The organism is Thermococcus sp. 9N3, from assembly GCF_012027685.1.
In the GTDB taxonomy this organism is placed as follows: domain Archaea; phylum Methanobacteriota_B; class Thermococci; order Thermococcales; family Thermococcaceae; genus Thermococcus; species Thermococcus nautili.
In genome coordinates this window covers 295,419-320,151 of the sequence record NZ_SNUV01000002.1, presented here as the reverse complement: position 1 = coordinate 320,151, position 24,733 = coordinate 295,419, and the positions used below count along the sequence as shown (strand labels likewise).

Here is a 24,733-nt window from a genome sequence, read left to right as displayed (position 1 = left end):
CTTTATATATGTAAAGGGGAACCGCCTTTAAAAAGTCTCCTGGATAAAACGTCCACCCTCGGAAGCCTTAAATAACATCGGCCGAAAAAACTTCGGAGGTGGTTGTATGGGGAGCCTCGACTTCCTGTTTTACCCCAAGAGCGTCGCTGTCATAGGCGCCTCCCACGTGCCCGGGAAGGTTGGAAACGCCATAATGCGCTCAGTGACGCTCCGCTTCAACGGCAAGGTCTACGCGGTCAACGTCAAGGGCGGTGAAATCGAGGTCAACGGAAAGAAGTTCAAGGTCTACCGGAGCATCAAGGAGATTCCCGACGAGATTGACGTCGCGGTCATCGCGGTTCCCGCCAAATTCGTGCCGGACGTTATAGACGAGTGCGGTGAGAAGGGCGTCAAGGGCGCGATAGTCATTTCGGCGGGCTTCAAGGAGGCCGGAAGGGCCGACCTCGAGGAGGAACTCGTGAAGCGCGCCAAGAAGTGGGGCATTCGTGTCGTCGGTCCGAACTGTCTCGGCGTCACGAACCTTGAGAACGGCTTCGACTGTAACTTCAACCCGCCCGAGAGGCAGGCCAGACCGCCCTTCGGAAAGGTCGCCTTCATGAGCCAGAGCGGTGCCTTCGGAGCGGCAATCCTCGACTGGGCGGCCAGAGAGAGGATAGGAATGAGCAAGTTCATCAGCCTCGGCAACATGGCCGACCTCGACGAGAGCGACTTCATGGACTACCTCGGCGACGATGAGAAGACCGGCGTTATAACCGGCTACCTCGAGGGCGTCAAGGACGGAAGGAAGTTCCTCGAAACGGCAAAGCGCGTTACCCTCAAGAAGCCCGTCGTGATTCTCAAGAGCGGAAGGACCGAGGCCGGTGCCAAAGCGGCCGCAAGCCACACCGGTTCCCTCGCGGGTTCCTACGCGATTTACAGGGCGGCCTTTGAGCAGAGCGGTGTTCTGGAAGCGACCACGATGAGACAGCTCTTCAACTACGCGAAGGTCTTGGCAATGCAGAAGCCGGCCAAGGGCGACCGCGTCGCGATAGTCACCAACGGCGGTGGAGCAGGAGTCATGATGAGCGATGGCCTGCTCGAGCGCGGTTTGAAGATGGCGGAGCTTAGCGAGGAGACGCTTAAGAAGTTCGAAGAGGACGTTAAGGCAGGAAAGCTTCCTGCTCACATGTCCTACAAGAACCCGATTGACGTCATAGGCGACGCCCCGTCGAGCAGGTACGAGAGGGCCATGCGCTACGCCCTCGAAGACCCGAACGTCGACGTTCTCGTCGTCATCGCGCTCTTCCAGAGCCCTGCCCTCGACGAGGGAATCATTGACGCTGTCGAGAGAATGAAGGCCTACGGCAAGCCTATTGTCTTCGTCGCCCCCGGTGGAGACTTCCCGCACAAGATGGCGAGGAACATCGAGCAGAAGGGCATTCCGGTCTACGAGACCACAGAGGACGCGGTTGACGCCGTCTACGCCCTTGTCAAGTACGGCGAGTGGCTCAGGGAGAACGGAAAGCTTTGATTTTGTTTCTACTTCCTGATTTTTTGCTTTTGGATACCTAGCGAAAAATTTATTAATATAGGCTGTGATAACACTACCTATGAATAGCGAGATACTGAACTTAAAGGTTGAAGGTCTTCTTGATGTAGAAGATGCTGTAGAGTTCATGGACAGTGATACGATAAAGGTTATGTTTAGAGATATTGAAATTCCCAAGATTAATAAGGATAGTATTCTTGTTGATTATGAATATACATTATTAAAAAGTTTAGAATGGCTCAAAAAGGCAAAACAAGAAGCTGACGGATTTAACAAGTTTTTTTCTTTGTGGGTAGGTTATAATGCTTTTTATAATCATTATCATTTTTACACATCAACTAGAAGGTCTCAGGGGAGTTCAGAGAAAAATAAAATAATTCAGACTGCAAAATTACTAACAATATCCGAAAAACGGGCCATATTATTCAAGCACTTAACTAATATAGAGTATATTCTCAAAGAGAATTATACAATCAAACTAAGGGGAAAAGATGGAGATGTAAAACAAAAGCTTAAGGAATACATTGAGAAATTTAGGAATGACCCGAATGATGACAACATTGAAATAGCATTTGAGTTTCTATTAAAATTGCTATATGGAATCCGAAATAACTTATTCCATGGGAAAAAGTTGTTGTCTGATTATATTCAGGAGAAACTACTAACCAAGGCATACAACATATTGTTAACAATATTTTCTCTAATGCTCATCAAATACCTCATCTGTTACCATTCCCATAATGCCCCATATGAACTTTGTCCTTTCAGAACACAAAGGTAACTCATTGTGTATTTCAATGCTTAGATGTCATAAAAAACTCTAGATAAATTTTCAATATTTCACACTAACAACATTCCTAAACCTCAACCCACGTGAAGTCCCTCGCAACCTCGCCCGAAATCCCGGCTTCCCTGACCTTCTTCTCCAGAACCTCATGGGGGTAGTTGCTGTGGCTTATGTGCGCGAAGACGGTGTAGCCTGCCCCGACCCTCTTAGCAAGCTCTATCGCCTCCCTGACCCCTAGGTGCGAGCCGGGAATGGCTTCCCTATGGGTCATCTCGGCTATGAGCAGGTCGGCCCCTTCCATGAGCTTTATTGCTTTTTCGTCCTTCAGAATCTCCGGCCCGGTGTCGCCGGTTATCGCTATCCTCTTTCCCTTCACCTCGATGACGAAGCCACCGGCCGTTACCGTGTGGGTAACCGAAAAGTGAACTACCCTCATCTTCCCGATTCTCGTCTCCTCCCAGAACTCAAGCTCGTTGTAGGCCCACTCATGCCCCTCCGGGCTTTCCGAGCCGAAAGCCAGCCCTGCAAGGCTTTTCGCAACTTCAAGTGCTTCCCTGTGGGAGTAGAACTCAACGCGTTTGAAGACCTGAAGGTCTGGTAAGCCGAAAACGTGGTCGAAGTGGCCGTGGGTGATGAGAACCCGCTCCACTTTCCTGTTCAGCCTCTCCAGGTGGTAGTGCAGGTCTGGACTCGGGTCGACGAGCGTTTTATCAAAGTAGAGCGAGAACCGCGTTCTCCTTAAGGCAGGGTTGATTCTGGCCCGCGAGCAGTTCTCGCAGGTGCAGAGGGGCTTCGGCGTCCCACTGTATGAACCCGAGCCGAGAATCACGACCTTCATTCCCTCACCCCGCTTTCCTCTCTGCTGATGGCTAACGTTCCGAGGGTTATTAAGGCTAAGCCCGCGAGATGGTAGGGCGTTACACTCTCGCCGAGGAGCGCAATCGAGACGAGAACAGTTAAAGCGGGCGCGGGCGTTAAAATGGCCGTCGCCTTCGAGAGGTTAATCCGCGCTATCGCCAAGTACCAGAGGCTCTGGGTGAGCGCTATTATCAGCCCCTCCGCCAGCGCGAGCTTCGTGAAGGCGAAGCCGGTAATAAAGGCTGGAACGAGGAGGAGAAGCCCGCCGAAGGTGTTCCTCAGCGTCGCTATCGTCACCGGGCTGTAATCGTTTCTCTTCGCCACCGCGTGCCCGAGCTGCCAGAAGATGGGAGTCAGAAGAAGCAGGACGTCGCCCTTCAGGAGCTCCGGCCTCTTTCCCTGCGCGACCACGAGGAAGACGCCCGTGATGAGTGCCAGGGCCGAAACTACCGCCCTTCCGGTTATCCTCTCCCTCAGGAGGAGCCACGAGATGAGGAAGGAGTAGAAGACCTCGAAGCGCGTGAGTATCGCCGAGTTTACAGCGGTGCTCAGCCTCGTTCCGTAGGAGAATAGTGAATATGCCACCGCCGTCGCGAAAAGGCCCGTTAGAAAGGTCTTCCTCAGCTCGGCCGGCCTCTCCCGGATTTCTCTCGCCCGACCGCCGAGCAGTATAACCGGCCAGAGGATTAGCGAGGCTACCAGAGCGGACAGCGAGGCGAAGGCAAATGGATTAACTGGATTGGCTTTGATTACAACCGGCTCGAGGCCGAGCAGGACCAGCACGGTGAAGGCTAACAGCGTCCCCTCGGTTTCGCGGTCCATGAGCGGAGTTGGAAGGTGAGGTTTTTATGGGCTTTTCTTTTTGAGTATTCATTGTTGGTTGCTGATAGTCTCCAGCCACTTGACACGCTTGAAATCCTCGTCAAACGTTGCTATTCTCCTTATTCCGTAGAACTCGCAGGTCGAGACTATCAGGGCATCGGTGGGAAGCAGATAATAGCTTTCCATTGCCCTCTTCGAGTTTTTGACAATCTCTGAGTTGACATCGAGCATACTGAAGAGCGAAAACAGCTCAAAGACGGGCTCAAGCTCGATGTCTGCAAGAACCGACGGCTTTTTCTTGATTTCGTATGATTTTAAGCCTGTCTTAGCTTTCACATAAAAGAATAGAACTTCAGAGGCAACGATTGGATTAATAAACCCCTTAATCCGACCGTCTTCCACGCTCTCAATGAGGGGCTTTGCCAGTTCTACTCCACCGAGATGGTAGATTAGAAATTGGAATCAAAGAAGACGTTTGTCTCACCATTCATCTTCAATCTCCTCGATTATCTCATCGATTTCCCTCTTGCTCATCTTCGCTATCCCAAAGGTTCTCTCGGAAACTCTCGTCGGGACTATCTTAATCCTGACCTCACTCCCCTCGGGAAGGTTGAGCTTTTTCTTGGGCTTCAGGACGCCGTTCTCATAAACGGCCTCAACAACCACTTCCATTCTCCCACCATACGGAGTTCCATCATTTTGACTTTAACCTTTTCTTTCCAAAAACTTTAAATTCTCTCTTCCCTTTCTCTTCCCATGCTCGGTGGTCGTTTTTGGCTTTGGTGAGGTCCTTCTCTTCTGCACCGCCTTAGCCACGAGCTTCGTTTCCACTGGAAATGGAGGTGCTTTGAATGGACGAGTTTAAGGTTACCCCCTGGGACGTTGAAGGTTTAGTTGACTACGACAAGCTGATAGAGCAGTTCGGAACCAGCCCGCTGACTGACGAGTTGCTTGAGAAGACGGCAAGGCTCACGAAGAGCGAACTGCCGATATACTTCCGCAGGCGCTTCTTCTTCTCCCACAGGGACTACGATAAAATCTTGGCCGACTACGAGAGCGGAAGGGGCTTCTTCCTGTACACGGGAAGAGGCCCGAGCGGGCCGATGCACATAGGCCACATAATCCCCTTCTACGCCACCAAGTGGCTCCAGGAGAAGTTTGGCGTCAACCTCTACATACAGATAACCGACGACGAGAAGTTCCTCTTCAAGAACCTCACCCTGGATGAAACCAAGCGCTGGGCCTACGAGAACATACTCGACATCATAGCGGTTGGCTTCGACCCCGACAAGACCTTCATCTTCCAGGACAGCGAGTTCACTAAGATTTACGAGATGGCCCTCCCGATAGCGAAGAAGATAAACTACTCGATGGCCAAAGCGGTCTTCGGCTTCAACGAGCAGAGCAAGATTGGAATGATTTTCTACCCGGCCATACAGGCCGCACCGACCTTCTTCGAGAAGAAGCGCTGTTTAATTCCCGCTGCCATAGACCAGGACCCCTACTGGAGGCTCCAGCGCGACTTCGCCGAGAGCCTCGGCTACTACAAGACCGCCGCTTTGCACTCGAAGTTCGTTCCGCCGCTTACCGGCCTCGAGGGCAAGATGAGCGCGTCCAAACCTGAAACCGCCGTCTATCTCACCGACGACCCCGAAGAAGCTGGAAAGAAAATCTGGAAGTTCGCCTTAACTGGTGGTCAGCCGACGCTCAAAGAGCAGAGGGAGAAGGGAGGAAACCCTGAGAAGTGCGTCGTCTTCAAGTGGCTGGAGATTTTCTTCGAGGAGGACGACAAGAAGCTCATGGAGCGCTACCACGCGTGTAAAGCTGGCGAACTGACCTGTGGAGAGTGCAAGCGCTATCTAATCAAGAAGGTTCAGGAGTTCCTGAAGGAGCACCAGAAGAAGAGGAAGGAGGCCGAGAAGAAGGTGGAGAAGTTCAAGTACACCGGCGAGCTTGCTCGTGAGCAGTGGGAGAAGGCGATTCCGGAGCCGTTGAAGAAGTGAAATCAGGGGCGGCCTGGAAGGCCGTTCCTTATCTTTCTAAGTTCCTGGTAAACCCTCCTTGCGAGTTCAACCTCTCCGCGGGTTCTTTCCATTATGCTCTGGTATTCTTCCTCATCGTAAAGTTCCCACACGGTTGTGCCGCTCGGTTTTCTTTCTCCGTCTCCAAAAAGGTTCTTGACGGCCCAGTTCTGGGACACAGGGGAGAGCACTTTTCTGTCTTTGTTCTCTGGAATCAGCGGGGCTGAGGCGACGCTGAGGTCGAAGTGCCTGAGTTTAAAGTAGGTGTCGTAGAGCCTCTCCGGCTCTGCTATCCTGTGAACCAAGCTCTTGATGAAGAGCACGGGGACATCGAGGCGCGTTATCCCAAAGCCTGCCACCATAGGTTCCGTTAACCTGGGGCCTCCACCCAGCAGTTCCCACCGTGTCCAGCTCTCCCTGAAGTAGAGATAGATTTTCTCCAAGAGGTTCTTCTCTTGTTCCATCGTGTCCCTGCCTTCCATGTCCCATATCCAGAACTCCTCCTTTTCCTCCAGCTTATCCTCTATGGGGAAGTACCTCTGGAAGACGCCCCCGATGACGAAGCTTCCATCCAGGTATGGGTTAGCCTTCAGTCCGGGTCGGTTTCTGTACTCTTTGGGGACGTAGTACTCGATGTCGAAGAAGATTACGTGGGTGACCTCGCGTTTAAACTTCATCTTAGGAACCCCCTACTTTGCAACGTAAAATGAAAAGGTGTAGGTCATTTCTTCGAGTTCCTCGAGGCGGCGCTCATGGCTCTGGACTTGAAGCCTCCGTCAGCTTTGATGGCCCTACCGCTATCTACTGCGCTCTGGATTCTCCTCGCGGCTTCCCAGGTCATGGGTTTGGAGCCCTTCTTTCCCATCGTATCACCTCCGTGGTGTTGTCAATAGTTATCCCACAATTTACTTTATAACGACGTATTCTCAAAAAGAAACACTTTTTTGTGAATATCCTCCATCTATGTACTGGTGGCTTAGGTGGGAAGGCCAGCAAAAATTGACAAGTTTAAAGTCGCTGAAGAGATAATTGAACTTGCAAGTAAGAACGAGGAGCTTACAATTTACAACCTCACCAAAAAACTTAGGGAGATATCCCAAAAGAACAACGACCCAACTCTTGATGTGCGAACTGAATCCGTTCGGCGAGTTCTACAAGAACTTGTGCGTTTGAAAATCTTGGCTGTATGTGGGAATTCTCGGGGAGAGAGTAAAGAAAAGAAGCCCTACAAACTCCTGTGGAATCCCGAAAAAGCCAAGGAAATTATCAAGTGCTGGAAAGAGTTTTACTCTCTAAGTGAAAAACTCAATATTTTGAAACATCTCGCTGATTATACGGAAGAAAATCTTGAGTTCTCGGGACTAGTTTACAAGTTCTGCCCCTACTTCGTTCTTCTTGGGATTGATTGGATAGAATGGCTTTTGGGCTTTCTTGGGAAGTTCGATTGGAAGACTTTCATTGACAAGGCTGTACCTCTGTATGGTGCTGTGTTTTCACTTAGGCATGACCAAGAGCTTAAAGTTCTTAATGATGATTACATTGGCGGAGAGTTTTTTGTTGTTTCAGGCGAGAATTCATGCAGGTTCTTTGAAGAGGCACGCTGGGTTGAATATGTAGCTCGTAGAAAAGCAAAGATGGAAATTGAAAACAAGCTTTTGGAGATGTTCTATGATGGGAAGGAGTTTCAGTGTTTGAGCGTTCACTATGGGGATGGTGCAGAAACGCTCTCAACTTATCTCTTTGGAGTTAGGTATTTTATCAAGGATTCAAGACTTGTTGTTTTTGATTTCTCCCCAAATCCATTTTTGAGGGGAATTGATGAGCACAACATCAAGAGAGCATTTGAACTCCTGCTTGAAAATCTCCAAGAAAAATACCCCGCAGTGGAAATTATTCAAATCAGAACAGTGTCCCAGGCAATGTCAAATTTTCTGGTTTTTCATGGGTTTAAAGAACGGGAACGATTGTACTTGTACACAAAGACTGAAAAATCGCCACATGGCTCAAGATTTGTTGTGGAACTATCCAACGAACCCCCTGTTTCAAGTGAGATGGAGTGGATAGAGTGGATAATTAGAGTTTTTGAAAAGAAAGTGAAGTCTTGAGTTTAATCCCAGAACCCCCACTCCTCCTCGAACTCGCTCCTTTCCCTCTTTTCCACGTTCCCTTCTTTCTTCAGCTCAACCTGAAATTCAGCCTTCTCAACGACGTCCCTCGCGAGCGGAACGTCCAGCACCGCCTTGAGCTCAAACGCTCCGTGGCCGAGCACGGCGGTGTCCCTCCAGAGGGCCTTGACGAGCGACATGGGACTTACGGTCTTGTAGTTGGCGAAGACTACAGTTTTCTCCTCGGGGATGGGTGAAAACGTGAAGTCGAAGCTCTGTCCTTCGGCTATCCTCTTCCAGACCTTTCCCGAGCCGACTTCGATTCTCACCTTCCTCGCCTTCGACAGCTCGGCCTGCACGTTTCCTCTTAGCTCCTTTCCTTCTCCCCGGAACGTCACCGTCGCGACGTCGCTCCCCTTACTCAGGGTAAGGCTTCCCGAGCCGGTAACCTCCCCTTCGTCCGTGAAGAAAATCAAGAGGGCGTCCCTGTAGGGCCCGCTGAGGATTCTTACCGCTGGTGCCTCAACTCTACCCGTTCCGTCGCGGAGCACCTGGACTCTGAAGGGCTCGTCCGGAAACTCCACGAACGTGCCAGTTTTCCTCTCCCTGGCCTCAAAGCTCCTCCTGACGTTGTAGCTCCTGCTCCGCCCGGTGCTCGTCCAGTAGCCGTCGAGGGTTACTCTGCCCGTCTCGTATTCGAGCTCCTCTGGAAGCGTAACTCCGCTCTCCGACACCTCAGAATTTTCGAAGAGGGCCGAGGCCTTTTTGTTGCCGGTGAAGACGCTCGTTCCCTTCGCGAGGGCGAGGAGTATGAACAGAACCGGCATGGCCAGAAAGAGGAGGGCGAACCACATCGGCGCGAAGCTCAGCATTCCGATGGCAATCCAGATGAAAACGACCTCAAACACCACAACCGCGAAGACCGCGAGCGTTCCGCTCTCCCTCACGAGGACCTTTCGCAACACCACCACCGCTCAATCTTTGGCGGTTCCTCTTATTACTTTTGCCTATCGTATGGCAATGTTTAATTCGCCTCCCTGGAACTCCAAACGGTGATGGCATGGTCCGGTTGCCCTACATGGACGGCTTCTATGAGTTGCGCCCGAGCAAAATAATAGCCCTCGCCAAGAACTACGCCGAGCACGCGAGGGAGATGGAGAGCGACGTTCCGGAGAAACCGGTCTTCTTCCTCAAGCCTCCGAGTGCGCTCATCGGTCCCGGCGAGCCGATAATTCTGCCCAGGATGAGCAAGAGGGTTGACCACGAGGTCGAGTTGGCAGTTATAATCGGGAAGCGCGCGAAGAGAGTTCCGGCGAAGAAAGCCTTTGATTACGTCCTCGGCTACACGATACTGCTCGACATTACAGCGAGAGACCTTCAGGCCGAGGCGAGGGAAAAGGGCCTTCCCTGGACGATTGCGAAGGGCTTCGACACGTTCGCGCCAGTCGGCCCGAGGGTCGTGGATAAGCGCGAGCTAAAGATAGACGACCTCGAAATCGGCCTGAAGGTGAACGGCGAACTTAGGCAACTCGGGCGGACGAGCGAGATGGTTTTCAAGGTTCCCGAGCTCATAGAGTACATAAGCTCCGTTATGACGCTCGAACCGGGGGACATAATAGCAACCGGCACTCCCGCAGGAGTCGGTCCACTGAGGCACGGGGATAAAGTTGAGGCCTGGATTGAGGGCATCGGAAGGGTCGAGTTCGACGTCCTGAGCGAGGACGCGATTCTGTGCTGATTTCACTTTTTATCCACCAGCTTAACGGAAATCCACTGCATCCCATTCTCCTCGTTCTTGATGACGAGGAGATAATCCCCATCTGGAATTCTGACGTCGTTGAGCTCAACAGCTTTAACGTGCTCCCAGGCTCTGTAATAGCTGAAGGGCTCGCCTTTTTTGAGCCTCTTGAAGTCCTCCTTCGTCAGGATGTAGACGCTTACCTCGCCGTCGGCCTTCACGTAGCCGTTCAGCGTCGAGTTCCCGATGAGCCGGTACTCCCGATAATCTTCGAGGTTGGTCTTCCACTGGTAGTTGAAGTTGTAGTAGTTGAAAGAGTAGTATACCACCCCCGCGAGGGTCACCATAAGGACCGCGAGGCCAAAAACGAGTGACCTGACCTTCATCTGACCACCTGAAAAAGTAGGAAAAATCCGCTTAAAAGTTTTACTCAATCACGTAGGTGTGCACCATCAGCCCGCCGTGGCCTATGAGGCGGTGGTGCTTAATTTCGAAGCCGTTCTCCTCTATTGCCCTCTCTATCGCCCTCTTCTCCGTCGTTATGAAGACCCCACGCTTTTCAAGGACCTTCGCAAGCTCGCCAAAGAAGTCCATGTAAAGCTTTGGAATGGCGCTTTTGCGGCCGATTTTGAGGCCGTAGGGCAGATTGCTGACCGCGAAGTCCACGCTCTCGACGTGTTCGCTCAGCCTCGTCGCATCGCCGAGAACGAACTCTATCCTATCCAAAACCCCCGCAGAGAGGGCGTTCATCTTGGCGCCGTCCAGGTGCTTCCTGAACTTCTCGAGGCCGATTATCCGTCCCTCGTAACCCCTTAGGGCCAGCTCTATCGGAATCGTCCCGCTGCCGCAGAAGGGGTCTATGAAGGGCCCGCCGTCCGGTTCTGCCAGCTCAATCAGCGCGTTCGCTATGCTGGCCTTCAGGTGAGCTGGATGGTCGTAAACCCTCCACGGCCTCTTGTGGAGCGAGCTGTCGCCGGTCGTGTCAATCCCGAGGAGGAAGACCTCACCAATCAGCTCGGCCCTGAATATAACCGCCGGGTGGTCGAGGTTCACTCTTGGACTTCCAAAGCGCTCTAAACGCTCGAATATTGCTTTTCCAACGGTTTTCGCGATATCAACGCTCGTAATCTTGTGCTCGCCTTTGCGGAAACTCCTTACCGCGAAGCTCTCGCTGACCTTAACATACCTTTCCACAGGAAGCGAAGCCACGAACCCTTCAATCCTCTTCAAAGCTCTCTCCGGCTCCTCATCAGCTATCCCCTCGAAGCGCTCGCTCGCTATCTCTACTATAACCCTGTGGAGAAGCCTCGAACGTTCGTTCAGATAGGTCGAAACGCTCAGCTCCCTCTTCCGTCCCTTCTCGTCGGTGTAAAACGCTTTATCGACCTCTACCAAGACCCTTCCCTCGACGCCGAGGGGCTTTTCCTCCACCCGAAACGGAACTCCAAGGTTGGAGAGGAGCATCTCAACCTCGGCCCTCGCGAAGTCCTCTATTCCCCGCGATGTCGTCAGGATTAGCCTCATACCCATCACTCCAGTATCGCTATAACGCCCTTCCACTTCTTCCCGAAGCACTCGCTCGCGATGACGCTCTTCCCTGTCAGCTCCTCGAGGAACTTCAAAGCAGAGTCGCACTTCTTGAAGCCCGTCGCTATGCCGACGGTTATTCCCTCTATCTCCCTTACTCCTGCTCTCTTCTGGTTGTCGAGCTTCTCTCTCAGCTCATCCTCATAGCGCCAGAGGATTCTCCTCGGGTCGAGGAGGAGTTCCCTCTCAACGCCCTCGAGGACATCTTTGAAGTTCCAGATGAAGTCTTGGCTCTTCTCCTCCTCGCTCGCGAACAGCGTGAAGCGACCTGTCTGCCACTCGCGGAGGAGCCATCTCGCAGTTTCTTCCAAGTCAACCTCTCCGCCGGCCTTTATGAGGCCCCTCTTTTCCCCTATCCGCCTGAGGATTTCCTCCTCGCTCTCGAACTCCTCGATGCCGAACTTCTCGGTTATGGCTTCCCTCCTCGTCTCGAGGATTCTGGAGATTAGCTTTAAGGCCGGCCTGACGGGTTCCTCAATCTTATCCGCTGGGAACCCCCCTTTAATGACCAGCTCGTCGAAGTCGTCTATCGGAACGACTCCGGGGCTGTCGAGAAGCCAGAGCTTCTTGCTGAGCCTTATCAGCTGCTTCCCCTTGGTGTAGCCAGGTATCGGGGCTGTTCCGACGGCCCTTTTTCCTTTCAGGGTGTTGATTATCGTGCTCTTGCCGACGTTGGGATAGCCTATGAGGGCCACCTTAACTTTCTCCTTCTCGTCCAGGAGGGGCTTTGCGAGCTTTTTGAGTTCCCTCCTCAGGATTCCGGTTCCCTTCCTCCCCCTCGCGGATATGAAGACTACCGGTATCTCGCTCTTCCGCTTGTACTCCTCGGCCCACTCCTTCGGCACCAAATCGGCCTTGTTCATCACTATGAGTAGCGGTTTGCCCTCCTCCTGTACGAGCCTTTCAAGCTTCCTGTTGCGCGTTCCTATCGGGTCTCTCGCATCGACTACCTCGACTATCACGTCGGCCTCGTCTATAACTTCCCTAACGACCTTCCAGGCTTTCCTCTGCTTCATCTTTAACCACCGTTATCTCGAAGATTACAGTTCCTCCGTCGGTGTACGGCGGTCCCGGGTCGAGGCACTGAACGTAGGCTTTCTCTCCCCTTCCGAGGCCTAGCTCGCTCGGTTTAATACCCTTTCGCAGGGCCACTATGTAGGGCAGTAGCGACGCGAAGGCGTGGGTGCAAATTGCATCGGTCTCGTCCAGTTTTATCGTTGGGCCTTCTACAACGATTCTGTCACCTTCTTTGAAGACAGGGCACTTTCCTCTCACTTCTTTGACAACTATTTCCAACCGTTCCACGTTCTCACCGAAACTTAAATAAGGATTAATGCTCAAAAACTATTCGAGACCTTAATGGCTTAGCGATAACTATGATGGTGGTGCTCAAAGTGGCAGAGGATATTGAAGCGAAAATACGTCGTCTGAGGGAGCTCGGGAAGGTAACGGCCGAGCCCGAGACTCCCCCGGTTAAACCACCGACGGCTTCGGCGAAGAAGCCACCGCGCAGACCGCGCTCCATCAGTAGCATTCGTGAGAGGGAGAGGCGCAAGAGGATTCTGATTGGTGCGTCAATTTTAATCATAATCATCCTAATTATCTCAATCGGCGTTTATTCCTACATGCAGAGCCGGAGCGCAAACGAGCTGAAGGACCTTCGTACCAAGAAGGTCAACGAGGTCAACTACTACTTCTCACACTACAACTTCTCCAACAAGGACTGTGCCCAGAAAGCCGTTCAGGTCAGAAACCTCGTTCTCCAGAAGATTCAGAGCGCCAACAGCGTCGATGAGCTGAAGGAGATAAACGTTAAGGCCTATTTTGACAAGGCGGTTCAGGTTTATCAGGAGTGCGTCAAAGAGCAGGAAAGGATAGCCTATGAGAAACAGCTTAACCAGACCAAGCAGGCTAAGATTCAGGCCATTGAGGTTGCGTTCCAGCCGCTCCTCTCGATGCCCCTCCCCGACAGTCTCAGGACCAAGGTCGTCTCCGCCATGAAGACCCTTGAGAGCCAGGTCATGAGCGCCAAGACCATTGAGGAGGTTAACTCCATAAACCCCGATTCATACCTTCTCTCGCTCTGGAGGGACTACTACTTCTGGAAGATTGACAACATTCCGGGCAACGATGTTATCCTTGAGAAGGAGGGCACCAAACAGTTCCTATCCAAGGCGGAAGCTAAATCCCTCCTGAGTGCTATCACGAGCTACACCGAGTTGCTCCAGTACAAGGTTTACAAGGTTCAGTACGTTGAGATTGCCCTCGTTCTGCCCAGGGACAGGATTACCGGTGGCTTCATCCAGCCGGGCGACGCCGTGATGTTCTTCGCTAAGAACGGCACCAAGGGTTCTTACCGCGAGATAGTTAACCAGGGCTACGTTGAACTCGTCCTCCTTCCGACAAACGCCGGTCAGATTTCGGTCAGCGAATCCCAGAGCCAGAGCAGTTCAACCAGCTCCTCCACCTCGACCACCTACAACGAGAACCATGCGTCAACATACAATCCGGGCGACTTCCAGTACTCCAACGGCACCACCGTCTCGGACACGTACTCAAACTCCCAGAGCGCCAGCCAGAGCTCCTCCGCCAGCTACTCCTACAGCGTTAACCTCGCGGAGATACTGAAGGCAATAGCCGCCGGAAAGATACAGGCCAGCGACCAGGCGAAGGAGGCCCTTCAGAGCTACGGATGGAAGGTCATAGACCTCGAACAGTCCTCGGACATGCTGGTGCTCCCGCCCAACACCGAGTTCCTCGTAATCGTTAAGGTTCCGTCAATCTTCGTCCCGGACATACTCCAGAACCAGCAGTACCTCTACGTGGCAAAGGTTTCAACGTGAGGTGGTGCCCATGAGGAGACTCCTTTCACTTCTTTTGCTTTTCACCCTGTTATTCTCGCTTCCCGCATTTTCCCTAGCCCAAGATTACACCCTCCCCGGCACGCTCCCTGGGGGAATGAGTTACAATAACATAGGCCTCCTCGGTGAAATAATGGTTGATTTCAACGTCACCCTCGTTAACACTGCCCCCTATCCCAAGTACGTCCTCGTTAACCCCAGGTATGACTTCAGGGTTCTCCGCGGAAACGGAAGTGAGTACCTCTACAACTACAGAACGGCCACCGGTGAGCTTCAGGGTGCGGTTTCAAGGGAGCTCCTCTCCAAATCCGTCAACTACCTTGTTGGCTTCTGGCTCGCACCCTACGAGACCGTCGTGGTCAATTTCAGGATAACCGAGAACTCCTCCTACCTTGTTCCACTCCTCGATTTCAACTCGCCCTGCGGCGACGCGGGCAGGCTCACCAAGCTCACCTACGAAAACGGCACTCTCGTCAGCGCGGTTCTCGACAACAACGGTGGCCTTGATAGTCTCGTCTGCGGCTCGGTTTATCCCCGGCTCATAAACAGGCCCACTTTCCTGAGCGTTCGCTCGATGTTTCCCATCCTCGACAGAAACGTGAAGGTGCTCAAATACGAGGGTCTCGTTGACTTCAGGATTACCAACGTTCCCAACTTCAACAGCAAGGACAAGCTGTTCCACGTCTTCTTCGCGGTTGCCCAGCCGGTTATATTCCTCGATGGCGAAACCTACGACTACACTCCCAACTACACCATGACCTACCAGGAGTACCTTCAGAGGTTCGTCTGGGGCTACTCCGGCGTTAATGGGCCGGCGAAGAGAGCAGTTAACGTTACAATGCCGGAGAACAACCTCTTTAAACTCACCGACACCCTTATCTCTGGCGTTAGGGTGGGTTCACCAGTTAGTGTTGATAGGAAGCCTTATAACGGCCCTGACTTCCCGGTGTGGGTAGTCTTCATGGGTGACAGGATTGATATAACCTATCGCGTGAGCTGGAATAACAACTCCGGACGGTGAGAGTTCGTGTTCGGTGAGAAAAAGAAGAAGGGGGAGGGGTTCTCCTGGATAGACGAGATACTCTCCGGCAGCGAGGACCCCCTTGAGAAGGTTCTCAAGAAGAAAGAGGAAGAGCCACCCCTCCCGTTTTCATCTTCCGGTGGAGGCCTTGAGGACATACTTGGGGGTGTTTCAAAGGATAAGCCGAAAGAGGGGCCAAAGGAGACCGGTGCTGACCTTTTAAGCTCCATACTCGGGGGAAAGGAAGAGGCTCCAGCACAGAAGCGGGAGCAGTCAACACCCGAAACTGGTGCCGACCTGCTGAGTTCTCTCTTGGGAGGCTCCTCGACTCCCCAGCCGAAACCGAAGCCCAAGCCAGTTGAATCAAAAGTCTCACGTTCACCCCCACTCCCCGCGCCGAAGGGTAGCGAGACCGGTGCCGATTTCCTGAGCGAGATTCTTTCAAAACCTGAACCTACTCCAGCTTCCCCGGCTAGGAGCGTTCCCCAGCCTGCTAGGAAGCCCTCCGCTAATATACAGGACATCCTTGGAGCATCCGCCCCAGAAGAGCCCTCCTTTGCCGGCAGGGGTGAAGTCTTGGATGCATATGGCAACGTCCGTATAATCAAGGTCAAGGGTGAGCCTGTTCCAATCTACGAGGTCCGCTTCCCCAAGCTCAGCAGGGAGGAGCAGCAGCTCTTCAAGCGCATTAAGGAGAGGGCCATAACCGAGATTCAGATAGACCCAACGGCGATACCCAACCCAGAGGAGCGCAGGAAAGTCTTCCTCAACGCGGTAAAGAAGATGATTAAGGAGGAGGCCCCTCACTACTCCGAAGGAAGAATTGAAGTCTTGGCCGACATGATAGTCCAGCAGATGATAGGCTACGGCAAGCTCGACCCGCTCGTCAGGGACGACAACCTTGAGGAAATTATGGTCATAGGAACGGGAAGGCCAGTCTACGTCTGGCACAGGCGCTTCAACATGTGTAAGACCAACATCACGTTTCCCGAGGAGAAGGAGATACTCAACATCATCGAGAGGATAGCGAGGGAAGTCGGCAGGAGGATTGACCAGCAGAGCCCGCTCCTCGACGCCCGTCTTCCGGACGGAAGCCGTGTTAACGCGACGATTCCGCCGATAAGCCTCGACGGTCCGACGATAACCATACGTAAGTTCAAGAAGGACCCGCTCACCATAATCGACCTCATCAAGTACGGAACCATAAACTCAGAGATAGCGGCTTTGTTCTGGGTTTTCGTTGACGGTCTCGGCGTTAAACCGGCCAACGTTCTCGTCGCTGGGGGAACCGGTTCCGGAAAGACGACGATGCTGAACTCCCTTGGAATGTTCATCCCACCGAGCGAGCGCGTCATAAGCATAGAGGATACCGCCGAGCTCCAGCTCCCGGTGGAGCACTGGATAAGGCTTGAGACGAGGCCACCGAACCTCGAGGGCAAGGGAGAGGTCACCATGGACGACCTCGTCAAGAACACCCTCCGTATGCGTCCCGACAGAATCATCGTCGGTGAGGTTCGTGGTCCCGAGGCAAGGACGATGTTCACAGCCATGAACACGGGCCATAATGGAGCCCTCTACGATTTCTCAGTTATCCAGCTCTCGGACGGTCGCTTCGTCCTAATCGGAGACCTGCTAGAGGAACTCTTTAGGAAATACTCCGACAGGATTGAAACCTATAAGGATTTGGAGTATGTGGTTCTCGACGAGGAAGACAGGTTCGAGGTTGTGAGCGTTGGTCCAGACCTCAAGGCAGGAAAGCACGTCGTTTCGAGGGTCTGGAGGAGGAAGGTTAGAGAAGGGGAGAAACTCATCCGCGTGAGAACGCGGACGGGCAACGAGGTGATACTCACCAAGACCCATCCGTTCTTCGTGTTCTCCGACGGCGACGTGGTGAGAAAGGAAGCGGAGAAGCTCAAACCCGGTGACAGAGTGGCAGTGATGAGGAAGCCCCCAAGGCCGCCGCAGAGGAGAGCAATCATCAACCCCGAGGTTTACGCGGGGATAAGCGACTACTACCTAGTCCCCAACGGAAACGGCCTCGTAAAGGTTCCGAACGATGGCATTCCTCCCGAGATGGCGCAGTATCTACTCTCAATCAACTCGAAGCCCGTGAAGCTCGTCCGCGAGGTGAACGAGAGCCTTTCCTACGCCGTTGGAGTCCTCCTTGGAGACGGCTACATATCCTCGGACGGCTACTACATTTCGGCCACCTTCGACGATGAATCCTACATGAAAGCCTTCACCTCTGCCATCTCAGAGTTCCTTCCCGAGAGCGAGCCGCAGATAAAGCGTGAACCCGCTTACACGGTGGTAACCTACGGCTCAAGGCCCTTCGCCGAGTTCCTCCACAGGGCCTTCGGGATACCCAAGGGGCGCAAGGAGGGCCTCGACGTTCCGGATTTGGTTCTCTCGAACGACGACCTGCTGAGGCACTTCATAGCGGGTCTCTTCGATGCCGATGCATACATAGACGAGAACGGCCCGGCGGTTGTCCTGACAACAAGGAGCGAGAACCTCGCGAGAAAGGTCTGGTACGCCCTCCAGAGGCTTGGAATAATAAGCACCGTCTCCCGCGTGAGGAACAGGGGCTACAAGGAGGGCGTAATATTCAGGGTCACGGTCAGGGGAGTTGAAGACCTGGTTAAATTCCACCGCTCAATACCGCTCAGGCACTCAAGGAAGAGGGGGAAGCTTGAGGAGCTCATCAGAAAGTACCGCTCCCACCGCGGAAAGAGAACCGACCGCGTTCCGATTTCGCCGGCGATGCTCGAACCCCTCAGGAGAAGGCTTAACCTCACGGTTTCGGAGCTTTCGAAGCTCGCCTCAAGCTATGCCGGCGAGAAGGTCTCGGAGAGCCTCATAAGGCACGTTGAGAAGGGAAGGATGAAGGAAATCAGGCGCTCCGCGCTCAGGGGCATAGCGCTCGCCCTCCAGCAGGTTGCGAGCGACCTGGGGGATGAAGAGACCTGGGTTCAGGCGAAGAGGCTTGAGCTCATCGCCGATGGAGACGTCTACTGGGACGAGGTTGTGAGCGTTGAAGAAGTCGAGCCCAAGGAGCTGGGCATAGAGTACCTCTACGACCTGACCGTTGAGGAGGACCACAACTACGTCGCCAACGGAATCCTTGTGTCGAACTGTATGGGAACAATCCACGCAAACAGCGCCCGTGAGACGATAGTCAGGCTGGAGAGTCCGCCGATGAACGTCCCGAGGATTATGATTCCTGCCCTTGATATAATCATCATGCAGGTCCGCTTCCACAGCAGGAAGAAGGGAACCATAAGGCGCGTTACGGAGATAGCGGAGGTTTCGGGAATAGAGGGTGAGAGCATACAGCTCAACAAGCTCTACAAATACGACCCGGCCAAGGATGAACTCGTTCCTACAGGAGTTCCGAGCAGAACCCTTAACACCCTTGCCCACCATACAGGAATGAGCATGAAGGAGATAGAGCTTGAGATTGAGAAGCGCAAGATAATCCTTGAATGGATGATTGAGAACGGCATCAGAAGCATAGACAAAGTCGGCTACTACATCAGGCAGTTCTACATTGATGAGGAAGGTCTGATGAAGAAGATAGCCTCTGAGAGTAGCATTGAAACCAGCAAGCAGATTCAACGGATGATGTGAGGTGTTACCATGGGGCTCATAGAATTCCTTGAGAGGTTGGGTGGCAAGACGATAGAAATTACCGAGAAGCCCCTCCGTCGCGTTCCCCAGGGCAGGTCAATCCAGGAAAGACTTCGTGCCCTCAAGGAGCTCCAGAAGGAGATAGAGCAGGAAAAGATGCAGAGCGAACAGGAACGTCTGGTTGAAGAACTCATAGAGTGGCGTAAGGAGGAGATAAGCAAGCCATTCTCCGAGAGACTCGCCGAGACGATACTCAAGTACTTCAGGGGCCCCGTTGAGTCCCTCACGAACTCCATCAAGGGCCTCGACCAGGACCTGTACAGAGCGAGCATCTTCATGCCCAAGGAGAAGTACGTAGCCTATATGCTCGGCGTCGCCATGATATCAGGGTTCTTCGGTTTCGTGTTCGCGTACCTCCTCTACATGCCCATAGACACTTCAATACTCATAGGGCTCCTCGGATTCCTAGGCGGGTTCTTTTACATGAGGCAGTACCCCAAGATGGTGTGGAAGAAGCGCGTAACCGAAGTTGAGAGGACGATGCCCTACGCTCTGAGGCACATGGCGTCCCTCCTCAGCGCCGGTGTTGGTATAGCGGAGGCGATACTGTCGGTTGCGAAGGCGGATTACGGGGTTCTCTCAGAGGAGTTCGAGCTAATCCTAAGGGACATGAGGACAGGTTCCTCCTTCGAAGACGCCCTCACCAAGTTCGAGGAGAAAATGGCCTCGGAGAACATAAGCAGGGTCGTTAAGCAGATTTTGAGGGCCGTCAAGTTCGGTGGAAACCTTGCGGAGATACTCTACAAGCTCGCCGAGGACTTCTCGTTCGAGTACAGGATGAAGCTCGTTGAGTACGTTCAGAAGGTCAACGGTATAGCGTTCATCTACATGTTCATGACCATCGTCATGCCGACGATGTTCGTCGTGGGTGTCCTTGCGGGTTCAGTTATGGCCCAGCAACTGATATTTGACATTCAGACCCTCGCGATTATCCTAATCCTAGCCTTCCCGGCGATGTCCCTGATTATCATCAACATGATTAAGAAGGCTGAACCGAGGTGAGAGTGTTGGCCAGTAAGGGAATTTCATCGCTCCTCGTTGCGCTGGTTGAGAAAATAATCCCCGAGAAACACCTCAAGCGCTATGAACTCTACATTTATTCAGCCGGTATAAACTTCCTCGCGGCGGAATACCTAGTGGTCTCCTTCCTTATAGGCGTTATCGCTGGGCTCCTCGTTTCCCTCTTGAGCAACGGGCTCTACGGTCTCGTTGCTTTCGTTGGTGGCTTCCTCGGCATGGCGTTCGTCTATCCTTACTGGAGGATATCCAAAAGAATCGAGGACATGGAGAAGAACCTGCCAGATGCGTTCTTCTATCTGGCCAGTTCTCTGAGGGCGGGTATATCCTTCTCCGAGGCGCTGGAAGAGCTGACTACCGCCAAGTTCGGCGCCCTCACCGAGGAGTTCAAGAAGACAGTCGCGGAGATAAAGAAGGGTCGCTCCACCATTGATGCCCTCAGGGCCTTTGCCATAAGGAACAGGAAGTCCCAGGTTATCTACCGCTCGATGATGATTATTATAGAGGCCCTCGAAAGGGGAGCGCCGATGAGTGACGTTCTGGTGTTCGTTGGAAACGACGTGCGTGAAATCCTCAGGATAAAGCAGGAGAGAAAAGCCTCGACTGGAATGCAGGCGATGTTCTTCATAGTGACGAGTGGTTTCGTGGGCCCGATGATTCTCGGTATCGTTACAAAGGTCATGGCCTCAATGAGCGGTCCGGGAACCGGAGTTAACCTGCCCGTTGACTCAATGACGAACATACTGTTCATCTTTGTGATAATCCAGGCCCTGGTCTCTGGACTTGGAATAGGGGTAATAAGAGAAGGGAGCTACAACGCCGGTCTCAAGTACGCGGCGTTGCTTGTCGCAATGGGTTCAGTTATCTTCAAGGGTGCTTCCCTTATCAACATCGGCTTCTGACTTCTTTACCTCTATTACCTCGACCTCGAAAATCAGCGTTTTTCCTGCCAGGGGGTGGTTGAAGTCAAGGGAAACCATGTTTTCCTCAACCTTCAGAATCTTAGCTATCCCCGAGTCGGTCATGACGTAGAGTCCTTCCTGCGGCTCAAGGCCCGCCCTCGTGAACTCCTCGACCGGAACCTTGATGATTAGCTCCGGGTTTGGCATGCCGTAGGCTTTCTCCGGAGGAACAGTGACGGTCTTCTTCTCCCCCGGTTCCATGCCGATTATGGCCTCGTCGAGGCCCGGGATAATCTCACCAACGCCAATCCTGGCCCACATCGGGCCGTACTCCCTGTCCTCAACGTAAACACCGTGTTTCCTAGCGAGCTCCTCTATGCTCGTGTCGAAAACTTCACCGTTCTCAAACCTTCCAACGTAGTTGAACAGAACGTAATCGCCAGCTTCAACCTTCATTTCCTTCAACTCCAAAAATTGCTTCACTGGGACTTACTTCGACCCCTTATAACCCTTTTGGTTCATGGCTTTCCCGTGCGGTAGGTATATAAGGCCCTTTGCCTAATGTTATAATGGTGATTGATATGGGATACCTTTCTGACGTCCTTCGGGACGAGTATGGTAACCTTGAGGTTCGTGAGGTCTACTCTTCGAAGCTCGGGGAAACGGACGTTGAGATAGTTGAAGTGAGCTCTGGCGGTGAGAAGTTCATCGCGATGTTCCAGAGCATTCCGGTTAAGGACGAAATATACAAATGGTCCCTAATCATAACGAGCGCCCACAACACGCGCACGATAAAAGGAATGGACAAGCTTGATGCCATAAACCTCGCGCTGAAGTCGAGCATCGATGCGATGATAAAGGGAATGAAGGGCGAGTGATTACTCCTCGGGGAGGATGTAGTAGACGTAGTGGGGTCTGTTCGTTATCTCGTCAATGAACACTACGGTCCCGTTCCTCGGCGGTTTGAGGTAGTGGACTTCCCCCTTTCTCGTCGTTACCGCAGCGAAGGCGTCTCCAGTCCTCACCCTGTTTCCAACGTTCGCTATCAGCGTTTTGGTGAAGCCCTCAACGGGGAGAAGCATCAGCTCGTCGCCCTTCCTGAGGTAAATCCTCGTCCTGCCGTCTGGGAGAACGAGAACCGCGTCGGCGCTCATCCTGTTGGTGGTTCTGTCCACGTAAAGGTAAAAGCGGTCGTAGACCTCCTTGATTAGGAACTTCGCTTTCTCCCCTATGAAATCCGGAACTGCGTCTCCTTTTTTGAGCCACACCTCTACGTTGCCGTCTATTATTACGCACTCCCTCGCCGCCCTTCCGTTCTCAACGCACTCTTCCCTCTTGCCTTCAACGTAGAGCTTCGGAACCCTCTCCATGCTCTCACCTGAATTTTTACTAATTCGTAAACCTTTTAAACCTCTCCCCGTTACCATTCCCAGTGGCTCAAAATGTCCACTAAAGTCAAGTTCGTTGCGTTGCTGACAATAACGGTAATCTTGATGTCCCTCCTGATGGACAGCTATTCCTTTTCGGCGCCGCATAAGAAAAACCCTGAAGCGGCCGATTTTCTGACGTTTGTTATATTCTTTGGAGTTTTCGTCGGGCTTTTGATTCTCGTAGTGTTTGCGCTCTACATGAGGGATTTGCCCGGAGCTGGAAGGAGATGGACGAGGGAAAAGGGAGGTTCACCGATAGCAGCCGCCATTGCATCCACCGTGGTAAGTATTCTCTTGATGCTGATGTTCGGGACAATGTCCTATTGGAGTCATAAATCGAGTGAATTGACTTTGAGGTGCTTTCCAAACGTTACGAACGTTACGAATGCTAACGCTACGAACGCTACCGCTGCCAATGCTACGCTTTTCTTTAACGCTTCTGCCAACAACGCTTCCACCAACGTAACCTCCAACCTCACAAACTGTACCGTTGTTCCCGACGTTGGTCCCCTCATCGGTGGAAACAGCACTCAAGCCACGAAGTTCCTCAATCATCCAGTGGCAACTCACCTTTGGCTGGTCTTTCTCCTTCCGATTCTCCTCGGGCTTGTTTACCTTGCTTACTACTACATAAAGCTGGCCAGGGAGAAAGTTGAGAGAAAGAGAAAAATCGAGAAGGCCGTTGAATTCGATAAGACCCTGGATGAGCTAGGCCTTGAAAGGTTCTCAGACCCGCGGGAGGCAATTGTTGAGATTTACAAGAACGCCGTGCTGTGGCTAGAGGGCCTTGGCATACCCTACAGGGAGAGCTGGACTCACTGGGAGCACGCCGAGCACGTCGAATACATGCACGATGCCTTTGTTGAACTCACAAAGCTCTTCGAGAAGGCAAAGTACGCCCCGGAGAGGCTGAGCTGGAGCGACGCCGAGAGGGCCCTTGAAGTTTACAACAAACTGAGGGGGAAGGCCCGTGAGCTTGCGGAAGTTGATTGAGAGCTTTAGGGGAAGAATGCTCCTTGCGGGCTTGCTGGTTTTCCTGTCCATAGTCCCCGGCGAGTACTACGTTCGCTGGATTGCGGCATTTACCCTGGCCGTAATCCTCGGCATAATCTTGATTGAGAAGGACGTCAAGATTCCGTATTCCCCGAGAAAGGAGGAATCCTATACCCGTCCGCTTAAACCTGACTTTGAGAGGGCCCTCACGATTGTGAGCAGAGCCAAGGCAGGGAAACGAAACCTGGCCGAGGAGGAGCTCCTTGAGATACTTTACACCCTTTATGATGGGGAGTTCAACTATCAGGAGCTCCGCTCCAACCCGCCTCCCGCTTTAAAGGCGTTCTACTCATCCCCCAACCCCTACGAGGGCCTTAAAAGGGCCATAAAAATTCTGGAGGCTGAGCTGAATGAAGATTGAGGAGGTTCACGAAAAGTCCAACCTCGTCCTTAAAGAGGTTGGAAAGGCCATAGTGGGAAAGGAAAACGTGCTGAAGATGATACTCACGACGATTTTGGCAGATGGTCACATCCTGCTTGAGGACCTCCCGGGACTGGCGAAAACCCTGATGGCGAAGAGCTTTGCAAGTGCTCTCGGCCTGCAGTTCAAGCGCGTCCAGTTCACCTCTGACCTCCTCCCAAGCGACATACTCGGCGTTTCTGTCTTCAACCAGAAGACCCTTGAGTTCGAGTTCAGGAAGGGGCCAATCTTTACGAACATCCTCCTCGCTGACGAGATAAACCGTGCCCCACCGAAGACCCAGAGCGCTCTGCTCGAGGCGATGCAGGAGCGGCAGGTAACGATAGAGGGCAACACCTACGAGCTTCCAAAGCCCTTCATCGTCATAGCGACGCAGAACCCCATAGAGCAGGAGGGAACATACCCTCTCCCAGAGGCCCAGCTTGACCGTTTCCTCGTCCGCCTCCGGGTCGGCTACCCAACGAAGGAGGAAGAGAAGGAAATCCTCAGGAGGAGAATGGAGCGCAAGAAGGAGGACGTGGACATAACGCCGGTTGTGACACCTGAGGAAGTCCTTGAGATGCAGAGGGCCATCGAGGACGTCTACATCAGCGAGCCGATACTCGATTACATAGTCAACGTCGTCGAGATGACGAGGAGGGACAAGAGGAGCATCGAGATTGGAGCCTCTCCTAGGGGTAGCCTGGCCTTAATGAAGCTCTCCAGAGCCTACGCGGCAATAGAGGGCAGGGATTACGTGATTCCCGACGACGTGAAGGCCGTTGCCGTTCCCGCTTTGAGCCACAGGCTAATCCTCAAGCGCGAGCTCTGGTACACCAAAGTCTCCCAGGAAAGCGTTATGGAAAAGCTCCTCGAGAAGGTTCCGGTTCCCAAGTTTGAGTGAGGGGTGAGC

27 protein-coding genes are annotated in these 24,733 nt (G+C 52.9%); 14 read left to right on the top strand and 13 right to left on the bottom strand.

Annotated features, from left to right (window positions below; genetic code table 11):
• Positions 1 to 106: 106 nt before the first annotated feature.
• Together E3E30_RS08665 and E3E30_RS08660 are read left to right on the top strand one after the other, a co-directional pair.
• On the top strand, positions 107 to 1,510 hold the full coding sequence (locus E3E30_RS08665; RefSeq protein ID WP_167729259.1) for a CoA-binding protein: 1,404 nt from the start codon (positions 107 to 109) through the stop codon (positions 1,508 to 1,510).
• Positions 1,511 to 1,589: 79 nt separating this feature from the next.
• On the top strand, positions 1,590 to 2,309 hold the full coding sequence (locus E3E30_RS08660; RefSeq protein WP_167729258.1) for a hypothetical protein: 720 nt from the start codon (positions 1,590 to 1,592) through the stop codon (positions 2,307 to 2,309).
• A gap of 76 nt (positions 2,310 to 2,385) precedes the next feature.
• Here E3E30_RS08660 and E3E30_RS08655 read toward each other — a convergent pair whose 3' ends face one another.
• The 4 genes from E3E30_RS08655 to E3E30_RS08640 all read right to left on the bottom strand — a co-directional run bounded on the left by E3E30_RS08655 (position 2,386) and on the right by E3E30_RS08640 (position 4,667).
• Positions 2,386 to 3,153 carry an MBL fold metallo-hydrolase gene (locus tag E3E30_RS08655; RefSeq protein WP_167729257.1) on the bottom strand — a complete coding sequence of 256 codons (768 nt, stop codon included), beginning with the start codon at positions 3,151 to 3,153 and terminating at the stop codon, positions 2,386 to 2,388.
• Entirely contained in the window at positions 3,150 to 3,995 is an 846-nt protein-coding gene (locus E3E30_RS08650) for a DMT family transporter (protein WP_167729256.1), read from the bottom strand. Before E3E30_RS08650 ends, E3E30_RS08655 begins: the two co-directional genes overlap by 4 nt.
• Before the next feature lie 48 nt (positions 3,996 to 4,043).
• Positions 4,044 to 4,397: a type II toxin-antitoxin system VapC family toxin gene (locus E3E30_RS08645; protein WP_346765914.1), complete on the bottom strand. Its 354-nt coding sequence runs from the start codon at positions 4,395 to 4,397 to the stop codon at positions 4,044 to 4,046.
• A gap of 78 nt (positions 4,398 to 4,475) precedes the next feature.
• Positions 4,476 to 4,667, bottom strand: a complete 192-nt coding sequence (locus E3E30_RS08640) for an antitoxin family protein (RefSeq protein WP_015857836.1) — start codon at positions 4,665 to 4,667, stop codon at positions 4,476 to 4,478.
• Between the two features lie 179 nt (positions 4,668 to 4,846).
• Between E3E30_RS08640 and E3E30_RS08635 the strand changes: the two genes are divergently transcribed.
• Positions 4,847 to 5,998 carry a tryptophan--tRNA ligase gene (locus tag E3E30_RS08635; protein WP_167729255.1) on the top strand — a complete coding sequence of 384 codons (1,152 nt, stop codon included), beginning with the start codon at positions 4,847 to 4,849 and terminating at the stop codon, positions 5,996 to 5,998.
• 2 nt (positions 5,999 to 6,000) lie between these two features.
• Here E3E30_RS08635 and E3E30_RS08630 read toward each other — a convergent pair whose 3' ends face one another.
• Both E3E30_RS08630 and E3E30_RS08625 read right to left on the bottom strand, forming a co-directional pair.
• Positions 6,001 to 6,693, bottom strand: coding sequence for a hypothetical protein (locus tag E3E30_RS08630; protein ID WP_167729254.1), 693 nt, complete (start codon positions 6,691 to 6,693; stop codon positions 6,001 to 6,003).
• 44 nt (positions 6,694 to 6,737) lie between these two features.
• Positions 6,738 to 6,881 carry a hypothetical protein gene (locus E3E30_RS08625; RefSeq protein WP_014122909.1) on the bottom strand — a complete coding sequence of 48 codons (144 nt, stop codon included), beginning with the start codon at positions 6,879 to 6,881 and terminating at the stop codon, positions 6,738 to 6,740.
• 115 nt (positions 6,882 to 6,996) lie between these two features.
• Between E3E30_RS08625 and E3E30_RS08620 the strand changes: the two genes are divergently transcribed.
• Positions 6,997 to 8,121: a hypothetical protein gene (locus E3E30_RS08620; RefSeq protein WP_167729253.1), complete on the top strand. Its 1,125-nt coding sequence runs from the start codon at positions 6,997 to 6,999 to the stop codon at positions 8,119 to 8,121.
• Between the two features lie 2 nt (positions 8,122 to 8,123).
• On the opposite strand, the gene E3E30_RS08615 is transcribed toward E3E30_RS08620, so the two are convergent.
• The gene (locus E3E30_RS08615; protein WP_346765913.1) at positions 8,124 to 9,089 is read right to left on the bottom strand and encodes a hypothetical protein; all 966 of its coding nucleotides are present in this window, start codon (positions 9,087 to 9,089) and stop codon (positions 8,124 to 8,126) included.
• Between the two features lie 92 nt (positions 9,090 to 9,181).
• On the opposite strand from E3E30_RS08615, the gene E3E30_RS08610 reads away from it, so the two are divergent.
• The gene (locus E3E30_RS08610; protein WP_167729251.1) at positions 9,182 to 9,859 is read left to right on the top strand and encodes a fumarylacetoacetate hydrolase family protein; all 678 of its coding nucleotides are present in this window, start codon (positions 9,182 to 9,184) and stop codon (positions 9,857 to 9,859) included.
• A gap of 2 nt (positions 9,860 to 9,861) precedes the next feature.
• Here the strand turns inward: E3E30_RS08610 and E3E30_RS08605 are convergent, their stop codons facing one another.
• The 4 genes from E3E30_RS08605 to E3E30_RS08590 are packed head-to-tail and all read right to left on the bottom strand — an operon-like array spanning position 9,862 to position 12,751.
• Positions 9,862 to 10,245 (bottom strand): hypothetical protein, encoded by a 384-nt coding sequence (locus E3E30_RS08605; RefSeq protein WP_167729250.1) that lies wholly within the window; start codon positions 10,243 to 10,245, stop codon positions 9,862 to 9,864.
• 40 nt (positions 10,246 to 10,285) lie between these two features.
• A complete protein-coding gene (gene trm14, locus E3E30_RS08600) occupies positions 10,286 to 11,383 on the bottom strand; it encodes a tRNA (guanine(6)-N2)-methyltransferase (protein WP_167729394.1) in 1,098 nt (365 codons plus the stop codon).
• 5 nt (positions 11,384 to 11,388) lie between these two features.
• Positions 11,389 to 12,462, bottom strand: coding sequence for a GTPase (locus tag E3E30_RS08595; RefSeq protein ID WP_167729249.1), 1,074 nt, complete (start codon positions 12,460 to 12,462; stop codon positions 11,389 to 11,391).
• Positions 12,431 to 12,751 carry a TIGR04076 family protein gene (locus E3E30_RS08590; RefSeq protein ID WP_042692031.1) on the bottom strand — a complete coding sequence of 107 codons (321 nt, stop codon included), beginning with the start codon at positions 12,749 to 12,751 and terminating at the stop codon, positions 12,431 to 12,433. The genes E3E30_RS08595 and E3E30_RS08590 overlap by 32 nt, the downstream gene beginning before the upstream one ends.
• Before the next feature lie 74 nt (positions 12,752 to 12,825).
• Here E3E30_RS08590 and E3E30_RS08585 point away from each other — a divergent pair, with 74 nt between their 5' ends.
• The 5 genes from E3E30_RS08585 (at position 12,826) to E3E30_RS08565 (ending at position 20,937) form a co-directional block, all read left to right on the top strand.
• Positions 12,826 to 14,289 (top strand): DUF515 domain-containing protein, encoded by a 1,464-nt coding sequence (locus E3E30_RS08585; protein WP_206205123.1) that lies wholly within the window; start codon positions 12,826 to 12,828, stop codon positions 14,287 to 14,289.
• 115 nt (positions 14,290 to 14,404) lie between these two features.
• Positions 14,405 to 15,328, top strand: a complete 924-nt coding sequence (locus tag E3E30_RS08580) for a hypothetical protein (RefSeq protein ID WP_240922659.1) — start codon at positions 14,405 to 14,407, stop codon at positions 15,326 to 15,328.
• A 6-nt stretch (positions 15,329 to 15,334) separates the two neighbouring features.
• On the top strand, positions 15,335 to 18,958 hold the full coding sequence (locus E3E30_RS08575) for an ATPase, T2SS/T4P/T4SS family (protein WP_167729248.1): 3,624 nt from the start codon (positions 15,335 to 15,337) through the stop codon (positions 18,956 to 18,958).
• Between the two features lie 9 nt (positions 18,959 to 18,967).
• On the top strand, positions 18,968 to 20,020 hold the full coding sequence (locus tag E3E30_RS08570; protein ID WP_042692020.1) for a type II secretion system F family protein: 1,053 nt from the start codon (positions 18,968 to 18,970) through the stop codon (positions 20,018 to 20,020).
• A gap of 5 nt (positions 20,021 to 20,025) precedes the next feature.
• Complete coding sequence (locus E3E30_RS08565) at positions 20,026 to 20,937, top strand: type II secretion system F family protein (protein ID WP_042692018.1); 912 nt, start codon at positions 20,026 to 20,028, stop codon at positions 20,935 to 20,937.
• Here E3E30_RS08565 and E3E30_RS08560 read toward each other — a convergent pair.
• Complete coding sequence (locus E3E30_RS08560; protein WP_167729247.1) at positions 20,893 to 21,393, bottom strand: peptidylprolyl isomerase; 501 nt, start codon at positions 21,391 to 21,393, stop codon at positions 20,893 to 20,895. The genes E3E30_RS08565 and E3E30_RS08560 overlap by 45 nt on opposite strands.
• A 125-nt stretch (positions 21,394 to 21,518) precedes the next feature.
• On the opposite strand from E3E30_RS08560, the gene E3E30_RS08555 reads away from it, so the two are divergent.
• The gene (locus tag E3E30_RS08555) at positions 21,519 to 21,815 is read left to right on the top strand and encodes a hypothetical protein (RefSeq protein ID WP_042692014.1); all 297 of its coding nucleotides are present in this window, start codon (positions 21,519 to 21,521) and stop codon (positions 21,813 to 21,815) included.
• On the opposite strand, the gene E3E30_RS08550 is transcribed toward E3E30_RS08555, so the two are convergent.
• Positions 21,816 to 22,307, bottom strand: a complete 492-nt coding sequence (locus E3E30_RS08550) for a DUF2118 domain-containing protein (RefSeq protein WP_167729246.1) — start codon at positions 22,305 to 22,307, stop codon at positions 21,816 to 21,818. It abuts the gene before it with no gap.
• 72 nt (positions 22,308 to 22,379) lie between these two features.
• Between E3E30_RS08550 and E3E30_RS08545 the strand changes: the two genes are divergently transcribed.
• The 3 genes from E3E30_RS08545 to E3E30_RS08535 are packed head-to-tail and all read left to right on the top strand — an operon-like array spanning position 22,380 to position 24,724.
• On the top strand, positions 22,380 to 23,360 hold the full coding sequence (locus tag E3E30_RS08545; RefSeq protein ID WP_240922658.1) for a DUF4129 domain-containing protein: 981 nt from the start codon (positions 22,380 to 22,382) through the stop codon (positions 23,358 to 23,360).
• Positions 23,338 to 23,781 carry a hypothetical protein gene (locus E3E30_RS08540; RefSeq protein WP_042692009.1) on the top strand — a complete coding sequence of 148 codons (444 nt, stop codon included), beginning with the start codon at positions 23,338 to 23,340 and terminating at the stop codon, positions 23,779 to 23,781. Before E3E30_RS08545 ends, E3E30_RS08540 begins: the two co-directional genes overlap by 23 nt.
• Positions 23,771 to 24,724 (top strand): MoxR family ATPase, encoded by a 954-nt coding sequence (locus E3E30_RS08535; protein ID WP_167729245.1) that lies wholly within the window; start codon positions 23,771 to 23,773, stop codon positions 24,722 to 24,724. Before E3E30_RS08540 ends, E3E30_RS08535 begins: the two co-directional genes overlap by 11 nt.
• Positions 24,725 to 24,733 lie beyond the last annotated feature (9 nt).